The organism is Rhizobium sp. AN5 (assembly GCF_900215255.1).
GTDB classification, from domain to species: domain Bacteria; phylum Pseudomonadota; class Alphaproteobacteria; order Rhizobiales; family Rhizobiaceae; genus Agrobacterium; species Agrobacterium tumefaciens.
The window spans coordinates 458,264-480,436 of sequence record NZ_OCMJ01000003.1; the positions used below are offsets into that span (position 1 = coordinate 458,264).

18 protein-coding genes are annotated in these 22,173 nt (G+C 59.0%); 11 read left to right on the forward strand and 7 right to left on the reverse strand.

The features are described from left to right. Positions 1-143 precede the first annotated feature (143 nt). From CRP02_RS05515 to CRP02_RS05545, 7 genes are all read left to right on the forward strand, one after another. Positions 144-2,432 (forward strand): NADP-dependent malic enzyme, encoded by a 2,289-nt coding sequence (locus CRP02_RS05515; protein ID WP_097170493.1) that lies wholly within the window; start codon positions 144-146, stop codon positions 2,430-2,432. A 268-nt stretch (positions 2,433-2,700) separates the two neighbouring features. Beyond that, positions 2,701-3,540: a transporter substrate-binding domain-containing protein gene (locus CRP02_RS05520; RefSeq protein WP_097170494.1), complete on the forward strand. Its 840-nt coding sequence runs from the start codon at positions 2,701-2,703 to the stop codon at positions 3,538-3,540. A gap of 203 nt (positions 3,541-3,743) precedes the next feature. Continuing rightward, the gene (locus CRP02_RS05525; RefSeq protein ID WP_003510965.1) at positions 3,744-4,487 is read left to right on the forward strand and encodes an amino acid ABC transporter permease; all 744 of its coding nucleotides are present in this window, start codon (positions 3,744-3,746) and stop codon (positions 4,485-4,487) included. Next, positions 4,484-5,266, forward strand: coding sequence for an amino acid ABC transporter permease (locus CRP02_RS05530; RefSeq protein WP_013761604.1), 783 nt, complete (start codon positions 4,484-4,486; stop codon positions 5,264-5,266). The genes CRP02_RS05525 and CRP02_RS05530 overlap by 4 nt, the downstream gene beginning before the upstream one ends. A 12-nt stretch (positions 5,267-5,278) precedes the next feature. Then, the gene (locus tag CRP02_RS05535) at positions 5,279-6,079 is read left to right on the forward strand and encodes an amino acid ABC transporter ATP-binding protein (RefSeq protein WP_097171255.1); all 801 of its coding nucleotides are present in this window, start codon (positions 5,279-5,281) and stop codon (positions 6,077-6,079) included. Positions 6,080-6,083: 4 nt separating this feature from the next. Then, positions 6,084-7,430 (forward strand): MmgE/PrpD family protein, encoded by a 1,347-nt coding sequence (locus CRP02_RS05540; RefSeq protein WP_097170495.1) that lies wholly within the window; start codon positions 6,084-6,086, stop codon positions 7,428-7,430. Positions 7,431-7,448: 18 nt separating this feature from the next. After that, positions 7,449-8,768 carry an LLM class flavin-dependent oxidoreductase gene (locus CRP02_RS05545; RefSeq protein ID WP_174003016.1) on the forward strand — a complete coding sequence of 440 codons (1,320 nt, stop codon included), beginning with the start codon at positions 7,449-7,451 and terminating at the stop codon, positions 8,766-8,768. 70 nt (positions 8,769-8,838) lie between these two features. Here the strand turns inward: CRP02_RS05545 and CRP02_RS05550 are convergent, their stop codons facing one another. Next, complete coding sequence (locus tag CRP02_RS05550; RefSeq protein WP_097100112.1) at positions 8,839-10,575, reverse strand: methyl-accepting chemotaxis protein; 1,737 nt, start codon at positions 10,573-10,575, stop codon at positions 8,839-8,841. Between the two features lie 332 nt (positions 10,576-10,907). Between CRP02_RS05550 and CRP02_RS05555 the strand changes: the two genes are divergently transcribed. After that, on the forward strand, positions 10,908-12,161 hold the full coding sequence (locus CRP02_RS05555; RefSeq protein WP_097100111.1) for an NAD(P)/FAD-dependent oxidoreductase: 1,254 nt from the start codon (positions 10,908-10,910) through the stop codon (positions 12,159-12,161). Positions 12,162-12,223: 62 nt separating this feature from the next. Here CRP02_RS05555 and CRP02_RS05560 read toward each other — a convergent pair whose 3' ends face one another. Both CRP02_RS05560 and CRP02_RS05565 read right to left on the reverse strand, forming a co-directional pair. Next, positions 12,224-12,757: a hypothetical protein gene (locus CRP02_RS05560; RefSeq protein WP_097170496.1), complete on the reverse strand. Its 534-nt coding sequence runs from the start codon at positions 12,755-12,757 to the stop codon at positions 12,224-12,226. Between the two features lie 83 nt (positions 12,758-12,840). Next, positions 12,841-13,065 carry an aa3-type cytochrome c oxidase subunit IV gene (locus tag CRP02_RS05565; protein WP_003510978.1) on the reverse strand — a complete coding sequence of 75 codons (225 nt, stop codon included), beginning with the start codon at positions 13,063-13,065 and terminating at the stop codon, positions 12,841-12,843. A gap of 415 nt (positions 13,066-13,480) precedes the next feature. Here CRP02_RS05565 and CRP02_RS05575 point away from each other — a divergent pair, with 415 nt between their 5' ends. Continuing rightward, on the forward strand, positions 13,481-14,020 hold the full coding sequence (locus tag CRP02_RS05575) for a TRAP transporter small permease subunit (RefSeq protein WP_003510982.1): 540 nt from the start codon (positions 13,481-13,483) through the stop codon (positions 14,018-14,020). A 32-nt stretch (positions 14,021-14,052) separates the two neighbouring features. Next, a complete protein-coding gene (locus tag CRP02_RS05580; RefSeq protein WP_003510985.1) occupies positions 14,053-15,534 on the forward strand; it encodes a TRAP transporter large permease in 1,482 nt (493 codons plus the stop codon). A 312-nt stretch (positions 15,535-15,846) separates the two neighbouring features. Here CRP02_RS05580 and CRP02_RS05585 read toward each other — a convergent pair whose 3' ends face one another. Continuing rightward, the gene (locus CRP02_RS05585) at positions 15,847-16,944 is read right to left on the reverse strand and encodes a TRAP transporter substrate-binding protein (protein WP_097170498.1); all 1,098 of its coding nucleotides are present in this window, start codon (positions 16,942-16,944) and stop codon (positions 15,847-15,849) included. A gap of 304 nt (positions 16,945-17,248) precedes the next feature. On the opposite strand from CRP02_RS05585, the gene CRP02_RS05590 reads away from it, so the two are divergent. Next, the gene (locus tag CRP02_RS05590; RefSeq protein WP_097100463.1) at positions 17,249-18,004 is read left to right on the forward strand and encodes a gamma-glutamyl-gamma-aminobutyrate hydrolase family protein; all 756 of its coding nucleotides are present in this window, start codon (positions 17,249-17,251) and stop codon (positions 18,002-18,004) included. Positions 18,005-18,103: 99 nt separating this feature from the next. On the opposite strand, the gene CRP02_RS05595 is transcribed toward CRP02_RS05590, so the two are convergent. The 3 genes from CRP02_RS05595 to CRP02_RS05605 all read right to left on the reverse strand — a co-directional run bounded on the left by CRP02_RS05595 (position 18,104) and on the right by CRP02_RS05605 (position 21,881). Next, the gene (locus CRP02_RS05595; RefSeq protein ID WP_025595623.1) at positions 18,104-19,135 is read right to left on the reverse strand and encodes an ABC transporter permease; all 1,032 of its coding nucleotides are present in this window, start codon (positions 19,133-19,135) and stop codon (positions 18,104-18,106) included. 32 nt (positions 19,136-19,167) lie between these two features. Next, a complete protein-coding gene (locus CRP02_RS05600; RefSeq protein WP_097170499.1) occupies positions 19,168-20,709 on the reverse strand; it encodes a sugar ABC transporter ATP-binding protein in 1,542 nt (513 codons plus the stop codon). Between the two features lie 242 nt (positions 20,710-20,951). Then, entirely contained in the window at positions 20,952-21,881 is a 930-nt protein-coding gene (locus tag CRP02_RS05605) for a sugar ABC transporter substrate-binding protein (RefSeq protein WP_097170500.1), read from the reverse strand. Positions 21,882-22,173 lie beyond the last annotated feature (292 nt).

Consider the following 22,173-nt stretch of genomic DNA (forward strand, 5'->3'; position numbering starts at 1 on the left):
TAATCGATTGAATCGGCCACAAATTTCGCCACGGCTAAATTTGCTGCACTGAACAACATTCAACGCTTGGCACGCGCGCGAAAAATACAATAACAACGACGGATATTTTTACACTGTTATCGACACGAAAGCACACTCAGCCCATGTCCGACACGACGAAGCCCGCCAGCACCAGAACATCGGTTACGGATCAGGAAGCACTGGATTTCCACGCGCAAGGCAGACCGGGGAAACTGGAAATCACCCCGACCAAGCCGATGGCGACTCAGCGGGATCTGTCGCTTGCCTATTCGCCAGGAGTGGCCGTGCCGGTGAAAGCCATCGCCGAAAATCCGGCGACGGCTTACGATTATACGACACGCGGCAACATGGTAGCAGTGATCTCCAACGGCACGGCGATCCTCGGTCTCGGCAATCTCGGCGCGCTCGCCTCCAAGCCTGTCATGGAAGGCAAGTCCGTTCTGTTCAAACGCTTTGCGGATGTGGATTCCATCGATCTCGAGGTTGATACCGAAGACGCCGACGAATTCATCAATTGCGTGCGTTACCTTGGCCCCTCCTTCGGTGGCATCAATCTGGAAGACATCAAGGCGCCGGAATGTTTCATCATCGAAAGCCGCCTGCGCGAGCTGATGGACATTCCCGTTTTCCATGACGACCAGCACGGAACCGCCATCATCGCCGCCGCCGGTCTCATCAACGCCATCGAACTGACCGGCCGAGACTTCAAGACGACGAAGCTCGTCTGCAACGGCGCAGGTGCTGCTGCCATCGCCTGCATGGACCTCATCAAGGCCATGGGTTTCAACCCCGAAAACATCACGCTTTGCGACACCAAGGGCGTGATCTACCAGGGCCGCACCGAAGGCATGAACCAGTGGAAATCCGCCCATGCGGTCAAGACTAACAACCGCACGCTGACTGAGGCCATGAAGGGCGCAGATGTCGTCTTCGGCCTGTCGCAGAAGGGTGCCTTCACTGAAGAGATGATCCGCTCCATGGCGCCGAAGCCGATCATTTTCGCGATGGCCAACCCTGACCCGGAAATCACCCCGGAAGAAGTCGCCCGCATCCGCGATGACGCCATCATGGCGACCGGGCGTTCGGATTATCCGAACCAGGTCAACAACGTCCTCGGCTTTCCCTATATCTTCCGCGGCGCGCTCGATGTCCGCGCAAGCCAGATCAACGACGCGATGAAGATTGCCGCCGCACAGGCGCTGGCCGATCTTGCCCGCGAGGATGTGCCGGATGATGTGGCCGCCGCCTATCAGGGCAACCGCCCGCGCTTCGGATCGCAATATATCATTCCCGTTCCCTTCGATCCGCGACTGATCTCGGCCATTCCGGTAGCCGTGGCCAAGGCCGCCATCGAAACCGGCGTCGCTCGCCGCGAATTGCCCGATCTCGATGCCTATGCCCGCGAGCTTTCCGCCCGCCGCGACCCCATGGCGTCGACCACGCAGCGCCTTTACGAGCGTGTGCGCCGCTCTCCGAAGCGGGTCGTTTTCGCCGAAGCGGAAGAAGAACAGGTGATGCGCGCAGCGATCTCGTTTACCGCGCAGGGGCTTGGCACCGCCATCCTGCTCGGCCGTGACGACATCATCAAGGCCAATGCGGAGCGTGCCGGCATCGATCTCGACCGCGCCAATATCGAGATCACCAATGCCCGCCTTTCCAGCCGCGTCGATGCCTATGTCGATTATCTCTATGCGCGGTTGCAGCGCGGCGGCTTCCTGCTGCGCGACGTGCAGCGCCTGATTCACAACGACCGTAACCATTTCGCCGCCTGCATGGTGGCGATGGGTGACGCGGACGCCGTGGTGACTGGCGTTACCCGCAACTATTCCACGGCGCTCGAGGATATCCGCCGCTGCATCAACACCAAACCCGGCCACCGTGTCATCGGCGTTTCGCTGGTCGTGTCGCGCAACCGAACGGTCTTCGTGGCAGATACCGCCGTGCACGACATGCCGTCCGCCGAAGATTTGGCCGATATCGCGGAAGAAGCAGCAGGTCTCGCCCGCCGTTTCGGCTACGAACCGCGTGTGGCGATGCTCGCCTATTCCACCTTCGGCCAGCCGGTTGGCGAACGCTCCGACAAGGTGCGCGAAGCGGTGAAAATCCTCGACAAGCGCAACGTCAATTTCGAGGTCGATGGGGAAATGTCGGCCGATGTGGCGCTGAACCATCATCGCATGCAGAGCCAGTATCCCTTTGCCCGCCTTTCCGGTGCAGCCAACGTGCTGGTCATGCCCGCCATCCATTCCGCCTCGATCTCCACCAAGATGCTGCAGGAACTGGGCGGTGCGACCGTCATCGGCCCGCTTCTCGTCGGCCTCGACAAATCGGTGCAGATCACCTCGATGGGCGCCAAGGACAGCGACATCGTCAATATGGCGGCGATCGCGGCCTATAACGCCGGTCGGTAACGATGCGGGAGCGCTCTTCGGGAGAAGGCGCTCAAAATGCCCAGGCATAGCCAGCGTCATCCTCGCCCCTGTGGCGAGGATATGCCAAAGCGCCAAACCCCGCCAGCGTAAGAACAAGATTCTACGATTTCAAATTATTAGGTTATTTTTTCCCACCAGAGAACTTATTGGAACACGATTTTATTTATACGATTTTTTGCGCAACGCCAATTCTCGCTCTCGACGGACGCCTCATGTAGTTTCCACCCACAACCAAAAGGAAATACCCATGGCCCTCTCCTTCTCCAGATTTGCCGCGAAACTCATCGCCGGAACCGTCGTCATCGCTTCGATGGCCACCGCCGCTCACGCGGATGCTACGATCGACCGTATCAAGGGTCGCGGCAAGCTCACCGTCGGCGTCATCCTGTCCGGCGCGCCTTTCGGCTTCATCGATCCGAAGACGCAGGAGCAGAAGGGCCTCAACATCGACGTTGCCAAGGCGCTGGCCGCCGGTCTCGGTGTGGAGCTGGTGACCGAAACCGTGACCCCGCCCAACCGCGTGCAGTTCCTGCAGCAGGGCAAGGTCGATATTCTGATCGCCAACATGCAGTACACGGAAGAGCGCGCCAAAACGCTCGATTACGTGCCCACCCCCTATGACCGCCAGGGCGGCGCCGCCATCGGCCGCAAGGACTCGGGCATCAAGGACTGGCCGGACCTGAAGGGCAAGATTGCCTGCGTATCGCAGGGCTCCAACTACACTCAGCCGCTGATCGAGCAATATGGCGCGCAGGTAAAGGCGTTGCCGAGCCAGCCGGAATCGCTGCTCGCGCTGAAGGGCGGCAATTGCGATGTCTCCGTACACGTCAACGGCACGCTGAGCCTGATGCTTCAGGACCGCGCCGATGAGTGGAAGGATTACGGCATTCTGATCCCCACCGACCTTATCCCTTCTGACTCCGTCATCTGGCTGCGCAAGGGCGAGGCCGACACGCAGGCTGCGCTCGACAAGATCGTCAAGGAGCTGCACGCTTCCGGCAAAATGATCGAATTCGCCAAGGCCAACCGCCTGCCGAGCATCGGCTTCATGGAAGAGCAGAAGACGAAGCTCTCCGCGGCGCAGTAAAGGCTGGGCAATCCCGCTCGCTCCGTCACCCCGGACCTGGTCCGGGGGACCAGCATGTCGTAGGGGCATCTGCCATCACGGAGATTTCCCCTCACCACTGAGAACGGCCGGTTTCGCCCGCCGTTCTTTTCTGCTTTATAGCAAGACAGGTCATTCTGGCACCGCCTGCCGGGCGGCAGCCGCGACAACAGCATGGATATCCGATGCAGGATGGATTTACAGCGCGTTTCATAGAGTTGGCCGCGCATATAGGCCTCAACTATGACTTCCTGAACAGCGGCTACGAGGTTCAGATCTGGCTCGACGGCATGAAGATGACACTCATCCTCGTCGCCGTCACCTTGCCGCTCAGCCTCGTTTTCGGCTTCATCTTCGCCGCAATGCTCACGTCAGGCAAAGGCTGGCTCGCCGGTCCCGTGCGCGCCTATGTGGAATTGACGCGCAACACGCCGACGCTGGTGCAGCTGATGTGTGGTTTCCTTGTGCTAAACATGTTGATTTCAAACGCGCTCGGCGGCGCGCAGAACAATCCGCTCACCCCGTTCTTCTGGGTCGTCGCCATCACCGGCCTGCACGTTGCCGCTTTCCATGCGGAAGCCTTGCGCGGCGGTATCGAAGCGGTGCCGGCCACCACCATCGAGGCGGCACGCGCCATCGGTTTCAGCTCTTTCGAGATTTTACGTTACGTGGAATTTCCGCTGGCAATCCGCACCGCACTTCCTTCCATCATCAACAATCTCATCAATCTGGTGAAGCTCACCACCGTCGGCTCGGCGATTGCGGTCGGTGAAATCACCTATGCCTCGATCCTGATCTGGACGCAGCGCGACAATGTGGTCGAACTGATGCTGGTGATCCTCATCTTTTTCAGTGTCATCAATTTCATCGTCGCAAGGGCGGGCCTGTGGCTTGAGCGGCGTCTTGCGGTTCCGGGGTTCGGTCAATGAGCGCGGTGGTCTCTCCAACACAGGCGGCGAAGAAGCTGCCTTTCGGCACCATTCTTCTGTGCGGCGTGCTCGTTGCCGTCGTGCTGTGGCTGGTTCTCGATCCCTCGCTCGGACAGGTGCTGCTGGAATGGCTGCCCTATCTCGGCAAGGGTTTTGCCATGAATGTGCTGATCAGCATCCTGGCGATTGCCATCGGCACCATCATCGGCGTCGTGCTTGGCATCATGGAGCTTGCGCCCTATCGCCTCGTGCGCGCGCCGGCGCTCACCTACGTGCAAATCTTCCGCAACGCCCCGCATCTGGTGCTGATTTTCGCCGCGACCTACATCTTCCCCTTCGAGATCGTCGCCTTCGGCAACTACATTCCGTTTCCAGACTGGATCAAGGCCGTCGTCGGCCTTGCGATTCCGGCCAGCGCCCACATCGCCGAAATCACCCGTGGCGCCATCCAGTCCATTCCCACCGCACAATGGGAAGCGGCGCAGGGCCTCGGGTTTTCGCGCAACCAGACGCTGCGCTGGATAATCCTGCCGCAATGCGTGAAGCGCTCGCTGCCGCCGTGGATGAACCTTTACGCCTCCATCACCATGGGCACGGCGCTTGCCTCGCTGGTCGGCGTGCATGAGCTTCTCCACGCCGCAACCGATGCCAGCACCGCCGTGCAGCGCAACGATTTCACCGTCGTGGTCTATCTCACCGTCCTGATGGCGTTCTTCCTGTTCTGCTATCCAGTGTCCCGTTTCACGCAGCGCCTTGAACGGCGCTTCGCTTCCCGCTGATTGGAATACACCATGCCCGCATCCGCCCCCCAAACCGCCACCAAAGCTCTGGTTGAACTGGAAGGCGTGCACCTGTCCTTCGGCGACAATCAAGTGCTCAAAGGCATTGATCTCACCGTCAACAAGGGCGACGCCGTCTCCATCATCGGCCCTTCCGGCTCGGGCAAATCCACGATCCTGCGCTGCATCAACGGCCTGCTCATTCCGCAATCTGGCAAGATCACCGTGGGCGGCACCCGCGTCGATCAGCTGAAAACGGAAGCTGAGCGCATAACGCTGCGCAAGCGCATCGGCATCGTCTTCCAGCAGTTCAACCTCTTCCCGCATCTGACGGTGATGGAAAACATCACCATCGCGCCAATCAAAATCCTCGGCACGCCGAAGGCGGAAGCCGAGCGTCATGCCCGCGAATTGCTGGAAAAAGTCCGCCTGTCGCAGAAAGTGGATGCCTATCCCGGTCAGCTGTCCGGCGGCCAGCAGCAGCGTGTGGCCATTGCCCGCGCGCTTGCCATGCGGCCTGAACTGGTGCTGTTCGACGAGGTTACCTCCGCACTCGATCCGGAAACCGTGGGCGAAGTGCTCGCCGTCATCCGCGATCTCGTCAATGACGGCATGACCAGCATTCTCGTGACCCACGAAATGCGCTTCGCCGAGGAAATCAGCGACAATATCGTCTTCACGGAAAACGGCCTGATCGTCGATCAGGGCACGCCGGAGCATATCTTCTACAAGTCTACCAATCCGCGTATCAACGCCTTCGTAAAGGGCCTCGGCGGACAGGTGGCACGGGTCGCCGACGGCGAAGGGATCTGACGCCATGACCGCCGACGAAAAACTCACCCTTCATCTGGCAGAAGCCATCGCCGCCTCTGATCCGCTCCGCGACGAAGAGGCTGTGACGATCGCCCGTACGGCGCTGATCGACTTTTTCGCCTGTATGCTAGGTGGCGCTTCCGACCGAAGCACGAAAATCCTCATCGACAGCTTTACGTCAGGCACATCCGGCACGGCGGGCATTGTCGGCAATGATCTGCGCACGGAGGCTTTCACCGCCGCCCTCATCAATGGTCATGCGGGGCACGTGCTGGATTATGACGACGTCCACGGCAGCGTACGCGGCCACCCCACCGTCGCCATCGTTCCCGCTCTATTGGCTGTTGCGGTCGAGGAAGGCTCTATGGCGGACGCATTTATTGCCGCCTATATTGTCGGGCTGGAAACCATGGCGCGGCTTGGCCTGTCGCTCGGCACCAAGCATTACGAAAATGGCTTCCACGCCACCGCGACCCTCGGCCCCATCGGTGCGGCAGCGGCCATCGCCCATCTTCTGAAATTCACCCCGCAGACGACCGCTATCGCACTCGGCCTTGCCGCCACGCAATCTGCCGGACTTCGCCTGCAATTCGGTTATGATGCGAAGCCCCTGCATGCCGGGCTTGCGACACGCGCTGGCCTCACCGCCGCGCAGCTGGCAAGATCAGGTTTTCAGGGCGCGCCGGATTTTCTGGAAAACCCTATCGGCTTTTATTCCGCCTTCGCCTTTGGCGCGGAACAGCCGAAACGGCTCCTGTCCGGCTGGGGCACACCCTGGCAGATCGTCTCTCCCGGATTGACGCTCAAGGCATTTCCCTGCTGCACCGCCAGCCACCCTGTTGCCGTCGGTGCGCTTGCACTGCGCAGCGCCAATGATCTGGCACCAGATGAAATCGAAACTGTCGTCATCACCTTTCCCCCGGGAGGCGATGCCGCTCTTGTGGGTTCGGCCACACCCGCCACGGGCATCGATGCGCGTTTCAGCGCCGAATATGTCTTCGCAGCCGCACTGACGGATGGCGCACTCGGCATCACCCATTTCGACGAACGTCCTGCACGCGCCGACCTGCTTGGACTTTCCGCAAAAGTCTCGCGCCGGCACGACGAGACCGCCCGCCGCCTCTCGCCGGATCCTACCACCCGTTTCGTGGTCATCGACGTGACGAAGAAGGACGGCACGGTGCTGTCGCGCCGCATTGACGGTCTTCCCGGCATTGATGACCCCACGGAAAAATTTGCCGACGCCACTGGCGGCAATGAAAAATTCGCCGGAATTCCGGCACTGGTGCGGACCATGAAAACCTCAGCCGACCTCAAGAAGCTAGAAGCGCTTCTGGCAACGCAAATATAACACGACCGAAATAAAGGCATGATCACCATGACCACGACTACCCGCAAAAGACAGATGCATCTTGGCCTGTTCCTGCAAGGAGCAGGCCACCACGTTTCCGGCTGGCGTCACCCGGATGCGGAGGCCGGCAGCGAGAATTTCGACCTGTTGACCCGCGTCACGAAAATGGCCGAAGAGGCCAAGTTCGACATGGTCTTTCTGGCCGATGGCCTCACCAGCGGCGTCGACGCCCATCCCTCGATGATCGCCCGTTTCGAGCCGCTTACCCTGCTTGCGGCGCTTGCCATGGTGACAAACAAGATCGGACTGGCCGCCACCGCCTCCACCACCTATGGTGAGCCCTACCACACCGCACGCGCCTTCGCCTCCATCGACCATCTCAGCCACGGGCGTGCGGCGTGGAACATCGTTACCACCTCCTATGCCCGCACGGCGGCGAACTTCTCCAAGAGCCATCCTGAGCATGACGAGCGTTATGCCGTTGCGGAAGAATATGTGAACGTCGTGCGTGGCCTGTGGGACAGCTGGGACGACGACGCCTTCGTAAAGGACAAGGAAGGCGGCCGTTACGTCGATCCGCAGAAGGTCCATATTCTCGATCACGAAGGCAAATATTTCACGGTGAAGGGTCCGCTGAACATTCCGCGTTCGCCACAGGGTCACCCGGTTCTCATTCAGGCCGGCTCCTCCGGCCCGGGACAGGATCTCGCCGCCCGCACTGCCGATATCGTCTTCACAGCCCAGCAGGCCATTTCCGAGGCGCAGGCCTTCTACACCAGCCTAAAGGCGCGAGTGGAGAAATTCGGCCGCGATCCCGCAAGCGTCGCCGTAATGCCCGGTTTCATGCCCATCATCGGCAAGAGTTTCGAAGAGGCCGGCGAAAAGCTGAAGGAGCTGAACCGCTGGACCGACATCAAGAGCGCCATGCCGTTGCTTGAGGAACGCATCGGCCATAGCCTTACCGAGTACGATCTCGACGGCCCGCTGCCGGACCTGCCTATTTCCGACCAGTTGCGCAGCCGCGCCGAACTTTTGACCGAACTGGCGCGCCGCGAAAAGTTGACGATCCGGGAACTGGCGCTGCGCGTTGCAGCTGGTCGTGGCCACCATATCGTCATGGGCACGGCCAAGGACGTTGCGGATCGCATGCAGGAGTGGTTCGAGAACGGCGCCGCAGACGGCTTCAACGTCATGCCGCCCTTCTTCCCCGGTGGGCTGGACGAATTCAACCGCGAAGTCGTGCCGCTCTTGCAGGAACGTGGCCTGTTCCGCAAGGAATACGAAGGCTCGACGTTGCGCGACCATCTCGGCATCAACAGGCCTGCCCTGCGGGCATAAAAAACGGATGCCCGGCGACGGGCATCCGCATGACAAGAGGCTCACGTAGAAGCAGGCTGTCGCCGATCCGTCAGGCCGCTTTCCTTCCCGACAGTTTCACACTGTGGCTCGTCCGCGACGAGTTGGATGAAATGGATGCCCCGTCGTCGCGCTGGGTCGCGCGGCGGTTCAGTTTGAACAGGCTGACCAGTTGCGCCAGTACATCCGCACCCTGGGCAAGGGTAGCGCTAATGGCGGTCGTGCGCGCGCTCATCGCCGCGTTTTCCTGCGTCATCCGGTCGAGCTGGTTGACTGCACGGTTGATTTCGCTGATGCCTAAGGCCTGTTCATCGGCGGCCTTGGCGATCATATCGACATTGCCGTCAATGTGCTTCACCAGCGCATCGATCTGCTTCAGCGCCTCACCTGTCTCGCCGACAAGCCGCACGCCTTCCAGAACCTCGGTGCCGGAATTGTTGATGAGCGCCTTGATTTCCTTGGCGGCACTGGCGGAGCGTTGCGCAAGTTCGCGCACCTCCTGTGCCACGACCGCAAAACCCTTGCCCGCATCGCCCGCGCGTGCGGCTTCGACGCCCGCATTCAGGGCAAGAAGGTTGGTCTGGAAGGCGATTTCGTCGATAACGCCGATAATCTGGCTGATTTCCCGCGATGCCGTCTCGATGCGCTGCATGGCGTTGACGGTACGCCCAACGACTTCCGTGGAAGCCGCCGTTGACGTCCGCGCACTCTGAACGAGTTTTCGGGTTTCCTTGGTGTTTTCCGTCGATGCCCGTACGGTCGCGGTGATTTCTTCCAGCGCCGCCGAGGTTTCCTCCAGCGCCACGGCCTGCTCGCGCGATCTTTCGGCGAGATGAACAGAGGCTTCGCTGACTTCCTGGCTGCTTCTGGTCAGGTCATCGGTCTGCCCAAGAACATTTTCCAGGGTTTTCTGGAATTCGGCGATGGACTTGTTGAAATCCCGTCTCAGCCCCTCGAACTCACCCACGAAAGGCTTGTCGAGCGTGACGCGGATGTTGCACTGGGAAAGACGCTCAAGCGCAGCGCCCAGTTCTTCCACCGCATGGACGCGGTCCGTTATATCGAAGGCGAATTTCACCACCTTGACGACTTTTCCCCGCTCGTCGATGATCGGGTTGTAGGACGCCTGGATGAAGACGCGTTTTTCGTTCTTGCCAAGCCGCATGAACTGACCGGTCGAGAACTCGCCCTTACTAAGATCCTTCCAGAAATTCCGGTACTCTTCGGACTGCACGTAGCCACGCTCACAAAACATCGAATGATGGTTGCCGATGATCTCTTCCGCTGTGTAGCCGAGTGCTGTCAGGAAGTTTTCATTTGCGGAGAGAATTTTCCCCTCGGGCGTGAACTCGATCATCGCCTGCGCCCGCGAAAGCGCCGCCAGCTTGCCGTTATCCTCGGTGCTTCGGCGCTTCGTCGCCGTGATATCGGAAGCGATCTTGACCACCTTGTAAGGTTTGCCGAAACGAAAAACCGGATTGTAGGAGGCTTCAATCCAGATGTCGTCGCCGGTTTTCGACCGCCGCCGATATTGGCCCTGATCGTATTCGCCGCGTGAGAGTTTCGCCCAGAAGGCCTTGTATTCGGGTGACGCTACATCTTCGGGAGACAGGAACATGCTGTGAGGGCGTCCGATGATTTCTGATTGCTGATAGCCGACCGCCTTGCAGAAATTGTCGTTCGCCTTCAGAATTTTTCCAGTCAGATCGAACTCGATGATGGCTTGCGAGCGGCTTAGGGCATCAAGTACCGCAGATGCGTCCGTACCGAGTTTGAAAAATTGAGACATGTCTTTGAACTCCCAACAATAACCTGTATGCGGACCTTTCCTCCTCGATGCCAAAGAGATGAAAATAACGGATCGGTCTGCGTGCACGCGAAACCTAGCCGGACACCGTTAAATAGCAATTAATGATGACCCATAACTATTGGTCCAATGGCCGAAACTGTTGGCAAGAATACTTCAGACCCCGCTCCCTTTACCAACCCGTCCGCACCGGATGAGAACCGCTTATTTGCCACAGTGCTGATATTTCTGCCGCAGCAGAGCGATACGGGCTTTCATCGGTACGGCATTCATTGTTATGGCGGGCTTGAAAGATTTGTGTTGCAGGAGCGCCGATGACCAAAACCCTGAAATGCGACGTGCTGGTGATCGGCACCGGCATTATCGGTTCGATGGCGGCGCTTTACCTGCAAAATGCCGGGCGTGAGGTCTTTCTTCTGGAGCGCGGTGAAGTTGCCCGGGGCGCGAGCTCCGGTAATGCCGGCATCCTGGCCTTTCCCGAAATCATCCCCATTCCCGCCCCCGGCATCATGAGAAAAGCACCGCGCTGGCTTTTCGATCCGCTCGGCCCGCTCAGCGTGCCGCCTGCCTATGCGCCGAAGATCGCGCCGTGGCTGTGGCGTTTCTGGCGCGCCAGCGCTGAGCGCAACTTTCGCCACGGCCTGAGAGCGCTCAGCGAGATCAACCGGCTGTCTGCCACCGAAATGGCCCATGTCGCCGCCATGCCGGAGCTCTCGCACTTTGTCGCGAAAACCGGCACGCTCGATCTTTACGACAGCGAAGCCAGCCTCAACGCTGCCCGCAAGGACTGGGATGAAAAGGAACAGGCAGGCTTCTCTTCCAAGCGTGTCGGCCGCAACGAGATAGACGAGTTGCAGCCGGGTCTTGCCCCGCAATTCCGCCACGCCATGTTCTCGCCTGATGGCTTGCAGGTCTCCGATCCCTACGACTTCACCCGTGCCATTTTCGATCTGGTGATCGCCCGTGGCGGAAAGCTGCGCAAGGGCGAGGCAGAACGCATCGACGCCGTCGGCGAAAGTACGATCGTGACCCTGGAAAACGGCGACAAGATCGACGCCGACAAGGTGGTGATCGCCTGCGGCGCGTGGTCCAAGCCGCTTGCCGCAACACTTGGCAACATCGTGCCGCTGGAAACCGAACGCGGCTATAACACCACCCTGCCCGCCGGCGCCTTCAACCTCACGCGCCAGCTTTATTTCAACGACCACGGTTTTGTCGTCACCCCGCTATCTTCTGGTATCCGCGTTGGCGGCGCAGTCGAGTTGGGCGGTCTGGAATTGAAGCCGAATTTCAAGCGATCCGAGGCCATGCTCAAGAAAGCCGGGCGTTTCCTGCCCGGTCTTAAGGTGGAAGGCGGCCAGCAATGGATGGGGTTCCGCCCTTCGATGCCGGACTGTCTTCCCGTCATCGGCACCGCGCGCACCACACCTTCCGTCATCTATGCCTTCGGCCATGGTCATCTGGGGCTGACACAATCGGCAGCTACCGCCCGCCTCGTGACGCAACTGGCAAACGGTGAGGAGACCGCAATATCGGTCGATCCGTTCCGTCCGGGGCGTTTTTCCTGAAAATGCGGAAATCCGGTTTCAAGCCGGTTAGAGTTTTTACAGTTTAAGCGGACGCCTGCGCGCTATTTCACCTGCTGTACGGAATCTTCCGGAAACTCCACCGTGGCGAAGGACGGATAGACCTTTCGCAGGATCGTCACCTGCTGCTGATCGCTCACACGCAGCAAATACCATTGCGTACCGTCGATAAGCGCCAGGGTATGGGATTTCGCTTCGATCGTCTGGCCGCCGGTTTCCATCACCGTTTTCGTCGGAACGAGTGCATAGGGCGTTCCATCAGGCGTCTGCTGCACACTGATCGCCGCCGTGTCCATGGTGAATTCGGTGATCTTGACTGCCGCAAGCGCCATTTGCATCTGCGTGGTCAGAGCGCTACGCAACTGCCCGACGGAAACACCCGCGTCGTTTGCAATGAATTCAAAGATTTTCGGCGGCACCGTCCGGCCGACAAAATCAAAATCCTGCGCATTCAAGGCGGCGCTGAACCGCTCTATCTGTGTTCGCAGCTTGTCCTGCTCGGACGGCAAAAGATCGCGCGACAAAGCGGGATGCGACATCACCGCCAGTAATAACAGCCAGGAAAACAGGCGTTTCATTGCTTCGCCTTTCCGGGTTGGGGCCTGCCGGTTGCCCGGCATCGCAACGTCCTGCGCCGCGAAACGCTTGTGAACAGCGTCGCTCAGCGCAGCAGAATGAAACCCGCAGCCGAAAGCACGAGGAAAACGATAAGGCCGCCAAGGAAACCCACGGACGTAAAGAAACCCGCGACCATGGCCAACATCAGCACACAGACCAGCATCGTGCCGTACTTCGTCATCGCAAGAAAAGCGTTATAGGTCTTTTCATGCTCGGCGTAGTTCATCTCGGCGCCAACTTCGACCGGACCTGTGTGGTGTTCGCTCATTCCGCTTCCCCTTCTGCTCCATCCGCCATACCCGCCGCACAAGACAATTTGCCCCGCGGACGATAACGGGCCCATGCCGGATTCTCCGGAGCCAGAGGTAACATGAAGTCGGCGAAAAGTGCAATGCGTTCCACACGAAAGAACATCGATGGCAAGCGGGGCAAACGGTATGCAGTGCAAAGCGTGCCGTCATGCAACATTCTTTTGTAAACGGTTGAAAACGGCGGCCATGCGGCCGGTTTAATAGTGGTTTCGGTTGCTTTTCGGACAACCTGCCCATACACGGGATTCTGTGGGGAGGAACGCCGGAATTTGGCTGTGCGGATACGCGTGGAGGCGTGCCCGTCACGATGGCCGACCGGCTTGCTTGCCACCATAACCCGCAAAGGGCCCGGCAAGGGAAGAGGGGAAAGTCATGAAACCGCTTTTGAAATTAAGTGCGCTGATCGACCTTGTCAGCGAAGCTCTGGGCAAGGTCGCCGGTTATCTGGTGCTTGTCTGCTGCCTCGTCAGCGCCGGAAACGCCATGGTGCGTTATACCTTCAATTATAGTTCAAACGGCTGGCTCGAAATCCAGTGGTACATGTTTGCCTTTATCGTGCTGGTGGGTGCCTCCTACACGCTGCGCATGAACGAACATGTGCGGGTCGACATCATCTACGGGGCTATCTCGTCTCGCACGCGCCTGTGGGTGGACATCATCGGCATCGTACTTTTTCTTATGCCCGCCTGCTTTTATCTGGCCTGGCTTTCCTGGCCGATGTTCATGCTTTCCTGGCATCAGAACGAAATGTCCTCCAATGCCGGCGGGCTCATCCGCTGGCCGGTGAAACTCATCATCTTCGCCGGTTTCGCCCTTCTGGTTCTTCAGGGATTTTCCGAACTCATCAAGCGCATCGGCGCCCTCAACGGGCTTTATGCGCTCGATACGAAGTACGAAAAACCCCTGCAATGATCGCCGCGATCTGAACCTTCAGGATATTTCCCATGTTCGAATATGGTATTCTTCCGCCACTGATGTTCCTCGGCATGATCATCTTCATGCTCTACGGATTTCCGGTCGCTTTCTCTCTTGCCACCGTCGGTCTGGTTTTCGGCGTCATCGGCATCTTCACCGAGCATTTTTCGCCGGCCTTCCTTCAGGCCTTGCCGCTGCGCATCTTCGGCATCGTCTCGAACGACCTGCTGCTCGCCATTCCCTTCTTCACCTTCATGGGCGCGATCCTGGAGCGATGCGGGCTTGCCGAAGATTTGCTTGAAGGCACGGGCAAGCTGTTCGGCGCCATTCCGGGCGGCCTCGCCTATGCCGTCATCATCGTCGGCGCAATCCTTGGCGCGATCACCGGCACGGTTGCGGCCTCCGTCATCACCATGGGCGTCATCTCGCTGCCGATCATGCTAAAATACGGTTACAATCCGCGGCTTGCAACCGGCGTCATCGCCGCGTCGGGAACCATCACGCAGGTCATTCCACCTTCGCTCGTGCTGATCGTTCTTGCCGACCAGCTCGGTAAATCCGTCGGCGACATGTATCTCGGCGCGATCGGCCCGTCGATCCTGCAAGTCGCCATCTTCATGCTCTTCATCCTGTTCATGTCGATCGTGCGGCCGAAGGATTTGCCTGCTTTGCCGCCGGAAGCGCGGGGCGAACTCAACCGTGCACTGGTATTTCGCGTGCTGGCGGGCATGGTGCCCTCCATCGTGCTGATCTTCCTCGTGCTCGGCACCATCTTCCTCGGCCTTGCAACACCAACGGAAGCCGGCGCGCTCGGCGTCGTCGGCGCCATGGCGCTGGCCGCAGCCCACCGCCGCCTCACCTGGGACCTCGTCAAGCAGGGCATGCATTCCACCATGCACATCACGTCCATGGTGGTGTTCATTCTGGTAGGCGCCACCTGCTTTTCCCTCGTCTTTCAGGGCATGGACGGTTCACTGTGGATCGAGCACATGTTGTCGGGCATTCCGGGCGGCCCGATCGGCTTCCTGATCTTCGTCAACATCTTCATCTTCTTCCTCGCCTTCTTCCTCGATTTCTTCGAGATCGCCTTCATCGTCATCCCGATGCTCGCACCCATCGCGCAGGCGCTCGGCATCGACCTGATCTGGTTCGGCGTGCTGATCTGCATCAACATGCAGACCAGCTTCATGCACCCGCCCTTCGGTTTCGCGCTGTTCTACCTGCGCTCAATCGCGCCGCGCACGGTCAAGACCTCGGATATCTACATGGGTGCCATTCCCTGGCTCGGCATGCAGCTCATCCTCGTCGCCATCGTGATCTTCTGGCCGGAATCCGTCACCTACTGGTTGGACAAAGCACCCCAGGTGGACCTCAACTCCATCAAGATCGAAGTGCCTGCCTTCGGCAATCAGGGCGGCAACACCATGCCCAATTTCGGCCTGCCAGGAGGCCAGCCGGGTGGGTTGCCAGGCATGCCTAACCTCGGTGAACCACCGAAGATCGGGCCTTAACCGGCGTCTTTTAAGGATTTTTCGGAGAACTTATCGTTGCTGAGTGGAAGACAGGGTTGCACCCTGCCTTCCATTTACTCTGTGTGGAAATTGAACCTGACAGTCATCGACCAGCCTGTCCGGTTTTTCCGAGGTCGGCGTGGCCAATCCTTGCCGACACTGCAGCCAGTCACTGAGCCCGCTGCTTTTGCTTCCGACAGCCCTGATCGTCAATCGCCCTTTCCTGTCGGGCGCATGCAGGCGCGACGGCACAACAAAAACCCCGGAGACCGAAGTCCCCGAGGCTTTTGTCCGGTCCGCCGCACCGAATAATCAGAGCTTGCCGTTACGCTGCTGGATCATCATGAAAGTATCGAAAGTATATTCCGCAAGCTGCATCCACAGGTAACCCTCACGCTTGAAGGCGACCTGATCCTCGTAGATCTTCTTGAAATCCGGATTGGTTGCTGAAATATTGGCATAGACTTCCAACGCCGCCTTATAGCAGGCCTCGAGGATTTCCTGGCTGAAGGGCCGCAGCACGGCACCTTCCGAAACCAGCTGCTTGATGGCGATGGGGTTTTTCGCGTCGTATTTCGCCATCATGCTGGTATTTGCGAAGGCACAGGCATCCTGCAGGACCGTCTGGTAGTTCTTCGGCAGGCTGTTCCACTTGTCCAGATTGACGAAAGAATGGATGACCGGGCCGCCTTCCCAGAAGGCCGGGTAATAATAGTATTTCGCCACCTTCTGGAAACCGAGCTTGTGGTCGTCATACGGACCAACCCATTCCGCAGCGTCGATGGTGCCTTTTTCCAGCGCCGGATAGATGTCGCCGCCAGCGATCTGCTGCGGCACCACGCCGAGCTTTTCCACCACCTTGCCGGCAAGACCGGCAATGCGCATCTTCACGCCCTTGAAATCGTCGACGGTGTTGATTTCCTTGCGGAACCAGCCGCCCATCTGGGCGCCGGTATTGCCTGATATCATGCCGTAGAGATTGTGCTTGGCGTAAAACTCGTTGAGAAGCTTGTTGCCGTTGCCTTCGTAGAACCAGGAATTGGTCAGGCGGGCATTAAGACCGAACGGTATCGCCGTGCCGATGGCGAAGGTCGGATCCTTGCCGACGTAATAATAGGAGCAGGTATGGCACATTTCCACCGTACCCGATGATACGGCATCGGCCGCCTGCAGGCCGGGCACGATTTCGCCAGCCGCAAAGGGCTGGATGGTGAAATTGCCGTCAGTAGCGGCCGCCACGTGTTTGGCAACATCCTCGGCGCCGCCATAGATCGTATCGAGCGACTTCGGAAACGACGACGTCAGTCGCCAGGTTATCTTGGTATTCTGTTGTGCAATTGCGGGCGCAGCCAAGGCTGTCGCGGCAGCCCCTGCCAGCGCACCTTTTTTCATAAAGGAACGGCGATCCATCTATATCCTCCCAGATATCAACGCTGCCCGCAGCTTGAATTCCCCTCGTGCTGTTCAGGCATCGCAGCAAAGTAAGCACGGTTACCGCCCAGCTGACAAGCACCCGCGCCAAGAATTAATTGCCGGAAAACCAGCCTTGTCGGGATTTTTTCGGCGGCCTCTTCGCTATTTTATTTGCAACTGAAATATCACGACGCCGCCTTATACTTTAGCCGCATATATCGCGCTCCGAGGACGAAACACATGCTTGACTTGGCCCGCTGGCAGTCGCACAAATTTTCGAAGATTCGCCCCCGGAGCCACCATGCCAAAACCGATTATCGCCGTCCCCGCCGACATCCGGCATTTCACCGGAGCCGACTGGCACGCCGCGCAGAACCAGTATCTTTCCGCGGCGCTGAAGGTGGCTGATGTCATGTCCTTCATCGTTCCGGCCTTTGAAGACGGCAATGAGGTCGATGCCATCCTCGACCGGGTCGATGGCTTGCTCGTCTCCGGCTCGGCCACCAATGTTCACCCTTCTCTTTACGGAAAAGAGGCACAGGAGAGTGACGGCCCGTTCGATCCAGCCCGCGACGCCACCAGCCTGCCGCTGATCCGCCGGGCGTTGGAACGCGGCATTCCGATGCTTGCCATCTGTCGCGGCATTCAGGAGCTGAACGTCGCGCTGGGCGGCACGCTTGCTTCCGAAATTCAGGAACAGCCCGGAATCTGGGACCACCGCAAGCCGGAACATGAAGACCGCGACGTGGCCTTCGCCATCCGCCAGCCGGTGCATGTACGCGAAGGCTCCTGCATTGCACAGCATCTTGGCGTCTCGGGAGAAATCCAGATCAATTCGCTGCACCGGCAGGCAATTGCCGAGACCGCGCCACGCCTGCAGGTGGAGGCGACGGCGGCAGACGGCACGATCGAGGCCGTTTCCGTCATCGATGCCAAGGGCTTTGCCGTTGGTGTGCAATGGCATCCGGAATATTGGGCCGAGACGGACGCACCCTCGCGCGCTTTGTTCGAAGCTTTCGGCAAGGCAGTTCACGAGTACCGGAACAGCAAGGCCTGAAACCGACCCCTCCCCTCCAAGGTCACTCAGGCCCTTGTCGATAGGACAAAAAAAGGGGCAAGCCTGAAAGGCCTGCCCCAGGTCCGGGAGGAGGAGTGCTTAGCGTTTTGCGCGTTTCTTCTGGCGGTAGACGTCCGCGACGACGGCAGCCACGATGATCAGTCCCTTGACGATCTCCTGGTAATAGGCATCGACCCTGAGGAACGTGAAACCGGATGTCATGACACCGAGAATGATGGTGCCGATCACTGTTCCGGTAATACGGCCGGCACCGCCGGCGAGCGAAGTGCCGCCGATAACGGCCGCGGCGATGGCGTCGAGTTCATACATCACGCCCATGCCGGCCTGCGCCGTCTGTGCACGGGCGGCGGTGACGACGCCTGCAAGACCGGCCAGCATGCCGGCAATGGCATAGACCTTGATCAGATGCGCCTCGATATTGATACCGGAAACACGGGCGGCCTGCTGGTTGGCGCCGATGGCATAGGTGAACTTGCCGTAACGGGTGTAACGCAGCGCAACGTGGAAAATAACCGCGACGACGAGGAAAACCACGACCGGCCAGACACCTGTACCGATGAAGGTGAAACCGTCGGTCAGACCGGAAATCGGCTGGCCCTTGGTGTACCATTTGGAAAGGCCGCGCGCCGTCACCATCATGCCGAGGGTTGCGATGAAGGGCGGGATTTTCGTGCGCGCTATAAGCTGCCCGTTGATGAAACCGGCCAAAGCGCCAGCCAGAATGCCGACAGCCAGCGGCATGAAGAAAGGGAGATCGGTCAGACCCGGGTAAAGCGCCCGCGGCCATGTGGAGGCCTGCCCCACGCTGGCGGACAACATCGCCGTCAGACCGACGACCGAACCGGAGGACAGATCGATGCCGCCGGTGATGATGACCTGCGTGACGCCGACGGCGATGATGCCGATGACCGACACCTGCAGGATCATGATCGTCAGGCGCTGCTGGTTCATCAGAAAGCTCTGGCCGATGAAAATCCAGCCAAGAATTTCGTAAACCAGCGCGATGCCAATCAGCACGAAAAATATATTTGCTTCGGGCGGTATGCGCCTGTGCGGCTTGCGCCCGGATTTTGCATCCAACTCTGCGTTGGCGGCGGCGTTCGTATTCATAGTCATTCCTCCTCGAGAAATCCCGGCGCGCCTCACCGCGATGCGAGATCCATCACTTTCACCTGTGTGGCTTCACTTCTGTCAAGGAAGCCCGTCACGCGACCTTCATGCATGACCATGATACGGTCGCTCATGCCCAGAACCTCCGGCATTTCGGAGGAAATCATGATAACGGCGACGCCATTGCGCGCCATCTCGCCAACCAGCTTGTGGATTTCGGCTTTTGCGCCAACATCGATCCCGCGCGTCGGCTCATCCAGAATGAGGATGCGTGGCTGTGTCAGCATCCAGCGCCCGATCAGCACCTTCTGCTGATTGCCGCCCGACAGGTTTTCGATGCGCTCGTAAAGATTGGGCGTCTTGACCCTGAGCTTGCGGCACATGTCGTCGCAGGCTTCCGAAAGCGTCTTTTCCTGCACGAAGCCGTTGGCGACATATTTGTCCTGAAGAACCGCGATCTGCATATTCTCAAGAATATTGAGGATCAGCAGGCAGCCGGTATCCTTGCGGTCTTCCGTCAGGAACGCCATGCGGTGACGGATCGCCTCTGTCGGACTTGCGATCGACACAGGCTTGCCGTTGATTTCCACAGTGCCCGAAGACGCCGGCGTAACGCCGAACACCGTTTCCGCAACGTTCGAGCGGCCAGAACCGACAAGGCCGGCGACGCCTAGAATTTCCCCGGCGCGAACATCAAATGACACGTCATGGAAGACGCCGTTCAGTGTCAGATTCTTGACCGACAGCACCACATCGCCGATCGGAACCTCTTCCTTCGGAAACATCTGGGTAATTTCGCGCCCCACCATCATGCGGATGATGTCGTCACGCGTCACATCGGTGGACGCGTGGGTGCCGATATATTTGCCGTCGCGAAAGACGGAAAACTCATCGGCGATCTCGAAAAGCTCATTCATCTTGTGGGTGATGTAGACGATGCCGATACCGCGTTCCCTGAGATCGCGGATGATACGGAACAGATGTTCCACCTCGCGCTCCGTCAACGCTGACGTCGGTTCGTCCATGATGAGAACGTCGGAATCGTAGGAAACCGCCTTGGCGATTTCGACCATCTGCCGGCTTGCAACCGATAGTTCGCCGACACGCATTTCCGGATCGAGATCGATACCGAGCCTTTCGAGCAATGTCTGGGTGCGGCGATACATTTCGCCATGGTCGATAAAGCCCAGCCGGTTTTTCGGCTCGCGGCGAATCCATATATTTTCCGCCACCGTCATATAGGCCATCAGGTTGAGTTCCTGATGGATCATCGCAATGCCGTTTTCGAGCGCATCAAGCGGTGAATCGAGGCGTATCGCAGCGCCCTTCAGGCGAATTTCTCCGACATCCGGCTGGTAGATACCTGCCAGAATCTTCATCAGCGTCGATTTACCGGCGCCATTCTCACCCATCAGCGCATGCACAGTGCCGCGCTTGAGGTGGAACGAAACGTCATCCAGCGCAACAACGCCGGGAAATTCCTTGCGTATGCCGTCCGCTGCGAGAAGATATTCTGCATTGGGCACGGCGCCGCTGGCGCGCACGGCGGCCATTGTCGATGGGCTGACGACCATCTTATCCTCCACGATAGACAAAAATGACCGGGGGAAGAGGTTTCGCCAAAAAGCGCCCATCCTCCGGGGAGGCCTACAGCGCCGTGCCGGTCAAGACACACAAAAGCGCTGTAACACTTTGAATTCACTGAAATACTATTCTAGCCTGCTTCAACTCGGCGTCTGAGACGCCGACTGCCGTCCAGAACCGGCATTTGCTTCCGATATTGCTTGAAACGGTCGCAAATGCCGGTAAAGGGTCGTCAGTTCTTGGCTACGTAGTCCTTGACGTTTTCCGGGGTAACGAGCTGGAAGGGAATGTAGACCTTCTTATCCACCTTGTCGCCCTTGACGAGCTTCAGTGCGGCATCGAGAGCACCCTTGCCCTGGCCAGCCGCATCCTGGAAGACCGTCACATCGAGATCGCCTGCCTGCATGGCGGCAAGAGCGTCTTGCGTGGCGTCCACACCGGCAACGACATATTCCTTCATGTCCTTGCCCGCGGCCTTCAGCGCCTGGACAGCGCCGATCGCCATTTCATCGTTATTGGCGATGACGGCATTGAACTCGATACCGCTGGACAGCCAGTTGGTGCCGAGGTCGGAACCCTGCGTGCGCTGCCAATTGGCCGTCTGCTCTTCAACCACGGAAATGCCCTTGCATTCATCGGTTTTCAGAACATCGTGAACGGCCTGCGTGCGCATGCGCGCGCCCTGATTGGACAACTCGCCCATCATGATCACGGCCTTGCCCTTGCCACCGAGAAGGCGGCAGACTTCCTTGGTTTCAAGCGTGCCGGCCACGGTTTCTTCCGATGCCACGAAGGCCTGGCCGTCCGGCAGGGCATCCACGTTCACCGGCTGGCGGTTGACGTAAACCAGCGGAATCTTGGCTTCAGCAGCAAGTTTCGACATGGCCGCCGTCGCATCCGTATCAACCGGATTGACGATGATCGCATCGACCTTGGAGGCGATGAAATTCTGGATCTGGCTCTGCTGCTTGGCAACGTCGTTCTGCGCGTCCTCAACTTGCAGGGTGACGCCCTTCAGCTCCTTGGAATAATCCTGCATGCCGTTGCGCAGCACCGTCAGGAAGTTGTCGTCGAACAGGGCCATCGAAACACCGACGGTCTCGGCATGTGCCGCCGTGCCCAAAAGCACAGACATAGCCGCACTGATAATAAGCTTTTTCATTGTTTTCTCCTCCTCGGTGTCCAGCGCCACCTCTCCCAGCCGGAAACGGACCCGAGAGCCCGCCGCTAACTCCTCACATCCAGAAAACGGAATAATGAAACCGAATTTCTGTTGTTCGATATATTTATTCCATTTTTGGTTCGAACGTCAATGCTTTCTTCGTGGCCGTGGAGCGAGACGGCACACAAGGCGGTGATGACCAGGAGTTTTCAGAGAAAACGGGGATAGCCCCCTCCGCCCTGGCGTGGGCGGAGGGGGCTCATGCGCTTGCTGAGCACTTTCGCGGAAGTCG

Coding starts and splice junctions, on each gene's coding strand:
- CRP02_RS05515 (WP_097170493.1), top strand. CDS start 144: ATGTCCGACACGACGAAGCCCGCCAGCACCAGAACATCGGTTACGGAT.
- CRP02_RS05520 (WP_097170494.1), top strand. CDS start 2,701: ATGGCCCTCTCCTTCTCCAGATTTGCCGCGAAACTCATCGCCGGAACC.
- CRP02_RS05525 (WP_003510965.1), top strand. CDS start 3,744: ATGCAGGATGGATTTACAGCGCGTTTCATAGAGTTGGCCGCGCATATA.
- CRP02_RS05530 (WP_013761604.1), top strand. CDS start 4,484: ATGAGCGCGGTGGTCTCTCCAACACAGGCGGCGAAGAAGCTGCCTTTC.
- CRP02_RS05535 (WP_097171255.1), top strand. CDS start 5,279: ATGCCCGCATCCGCCCCCCAAACCGCCACCAAAGCTCTGGTTGAACTG.
- CRP02_RS05540 (WP_097170495.1), top strand. CDS start 6,084: ATGACCGCCGACGAAAAACTCACCCTTCATCTGGCAGAAGCCATCGCC.
- CRP02_RS05545 (WP_174003016.1), top strand. CDS start 7,449: ATGATCACCATGACCACGACTACCCGCAAAAGACAGATGCATCTTGGC.
- CRP02_RS05550 (WP_097100112.1), bottom strand. CDS start 10,575: ATGTCTCAATTTTTCAAACTCGGTACGGACGCATCTGCGGTACTTGAT.
- CRP02_RS05555 (WP_097100111.1), top strand. CDS start 10,908: ATGACCAAAACCCTGAAATGCGACGTGCTGGTGATCGGCACCGGCATT.
- CRP02_RS05560 (WP_097170496.1), bottom strand. CDS start 12,757: ATGAAACGCCTGTTTTCCTGGCTGTTATTACTGGCGGTGATGTCGCAT.
- CRP02_RS05565 (WP_003510978.1), bottom strand. CDS start 13,065: ATGAGCGAACACCACACAGGTCCGGTCGAAGTTGGCGCCGAGATGAAC.
- CRP02_RS05575 (WP_003510982.1), top strand. CDS start 13,481: ATGAAACCGCTTTTGAAATTAAGTGCGCTGATCGACCTTGTCAGCGAA.
- CRP02_RS05580 (WP_003510985.1), top strand. CDS start 14,053: ATGTTCGAATATGGTATTCTTCCGCCACTGATGTTCCTCGGCATGATC.
- CRP02_RS05585 (WP_097170498.1), bottom strand. CDS start 16,944: ATGGATCGCCGTTCCTTTATGAAAAAAGGTGCGCTGGCAGGGGCTGCC.
- CRP02_RS05590 (WP_097100463.1), top strand. CDS start 17,249: ATGCCAAAACCGATTATCGCCGTCCCCGCCGACATCCGGCATTTCACC.
- CRP02_RS05595 (WP_025595623.1), bottom strand. CDS start 19,135: ATGAATACGAACGCCGCCGCCAACGCAGAGTTGGATGCAAAATCCGGG.
- CRP02_RS05600 (WP_097170499.1), bottom strand. CDS start 20,709: ATGGTCGTCAGCCCATCGACAATGGCCGCCGTGCGCGCCAGCGGCGCC.
- CRP02_RS05605 (WP_097170500.1), bottom strand. CDS start 21,881: ATGAAAAAGCTTATTATCAGTGCGGCTATGTCTGTGCTTTTGGGCACG.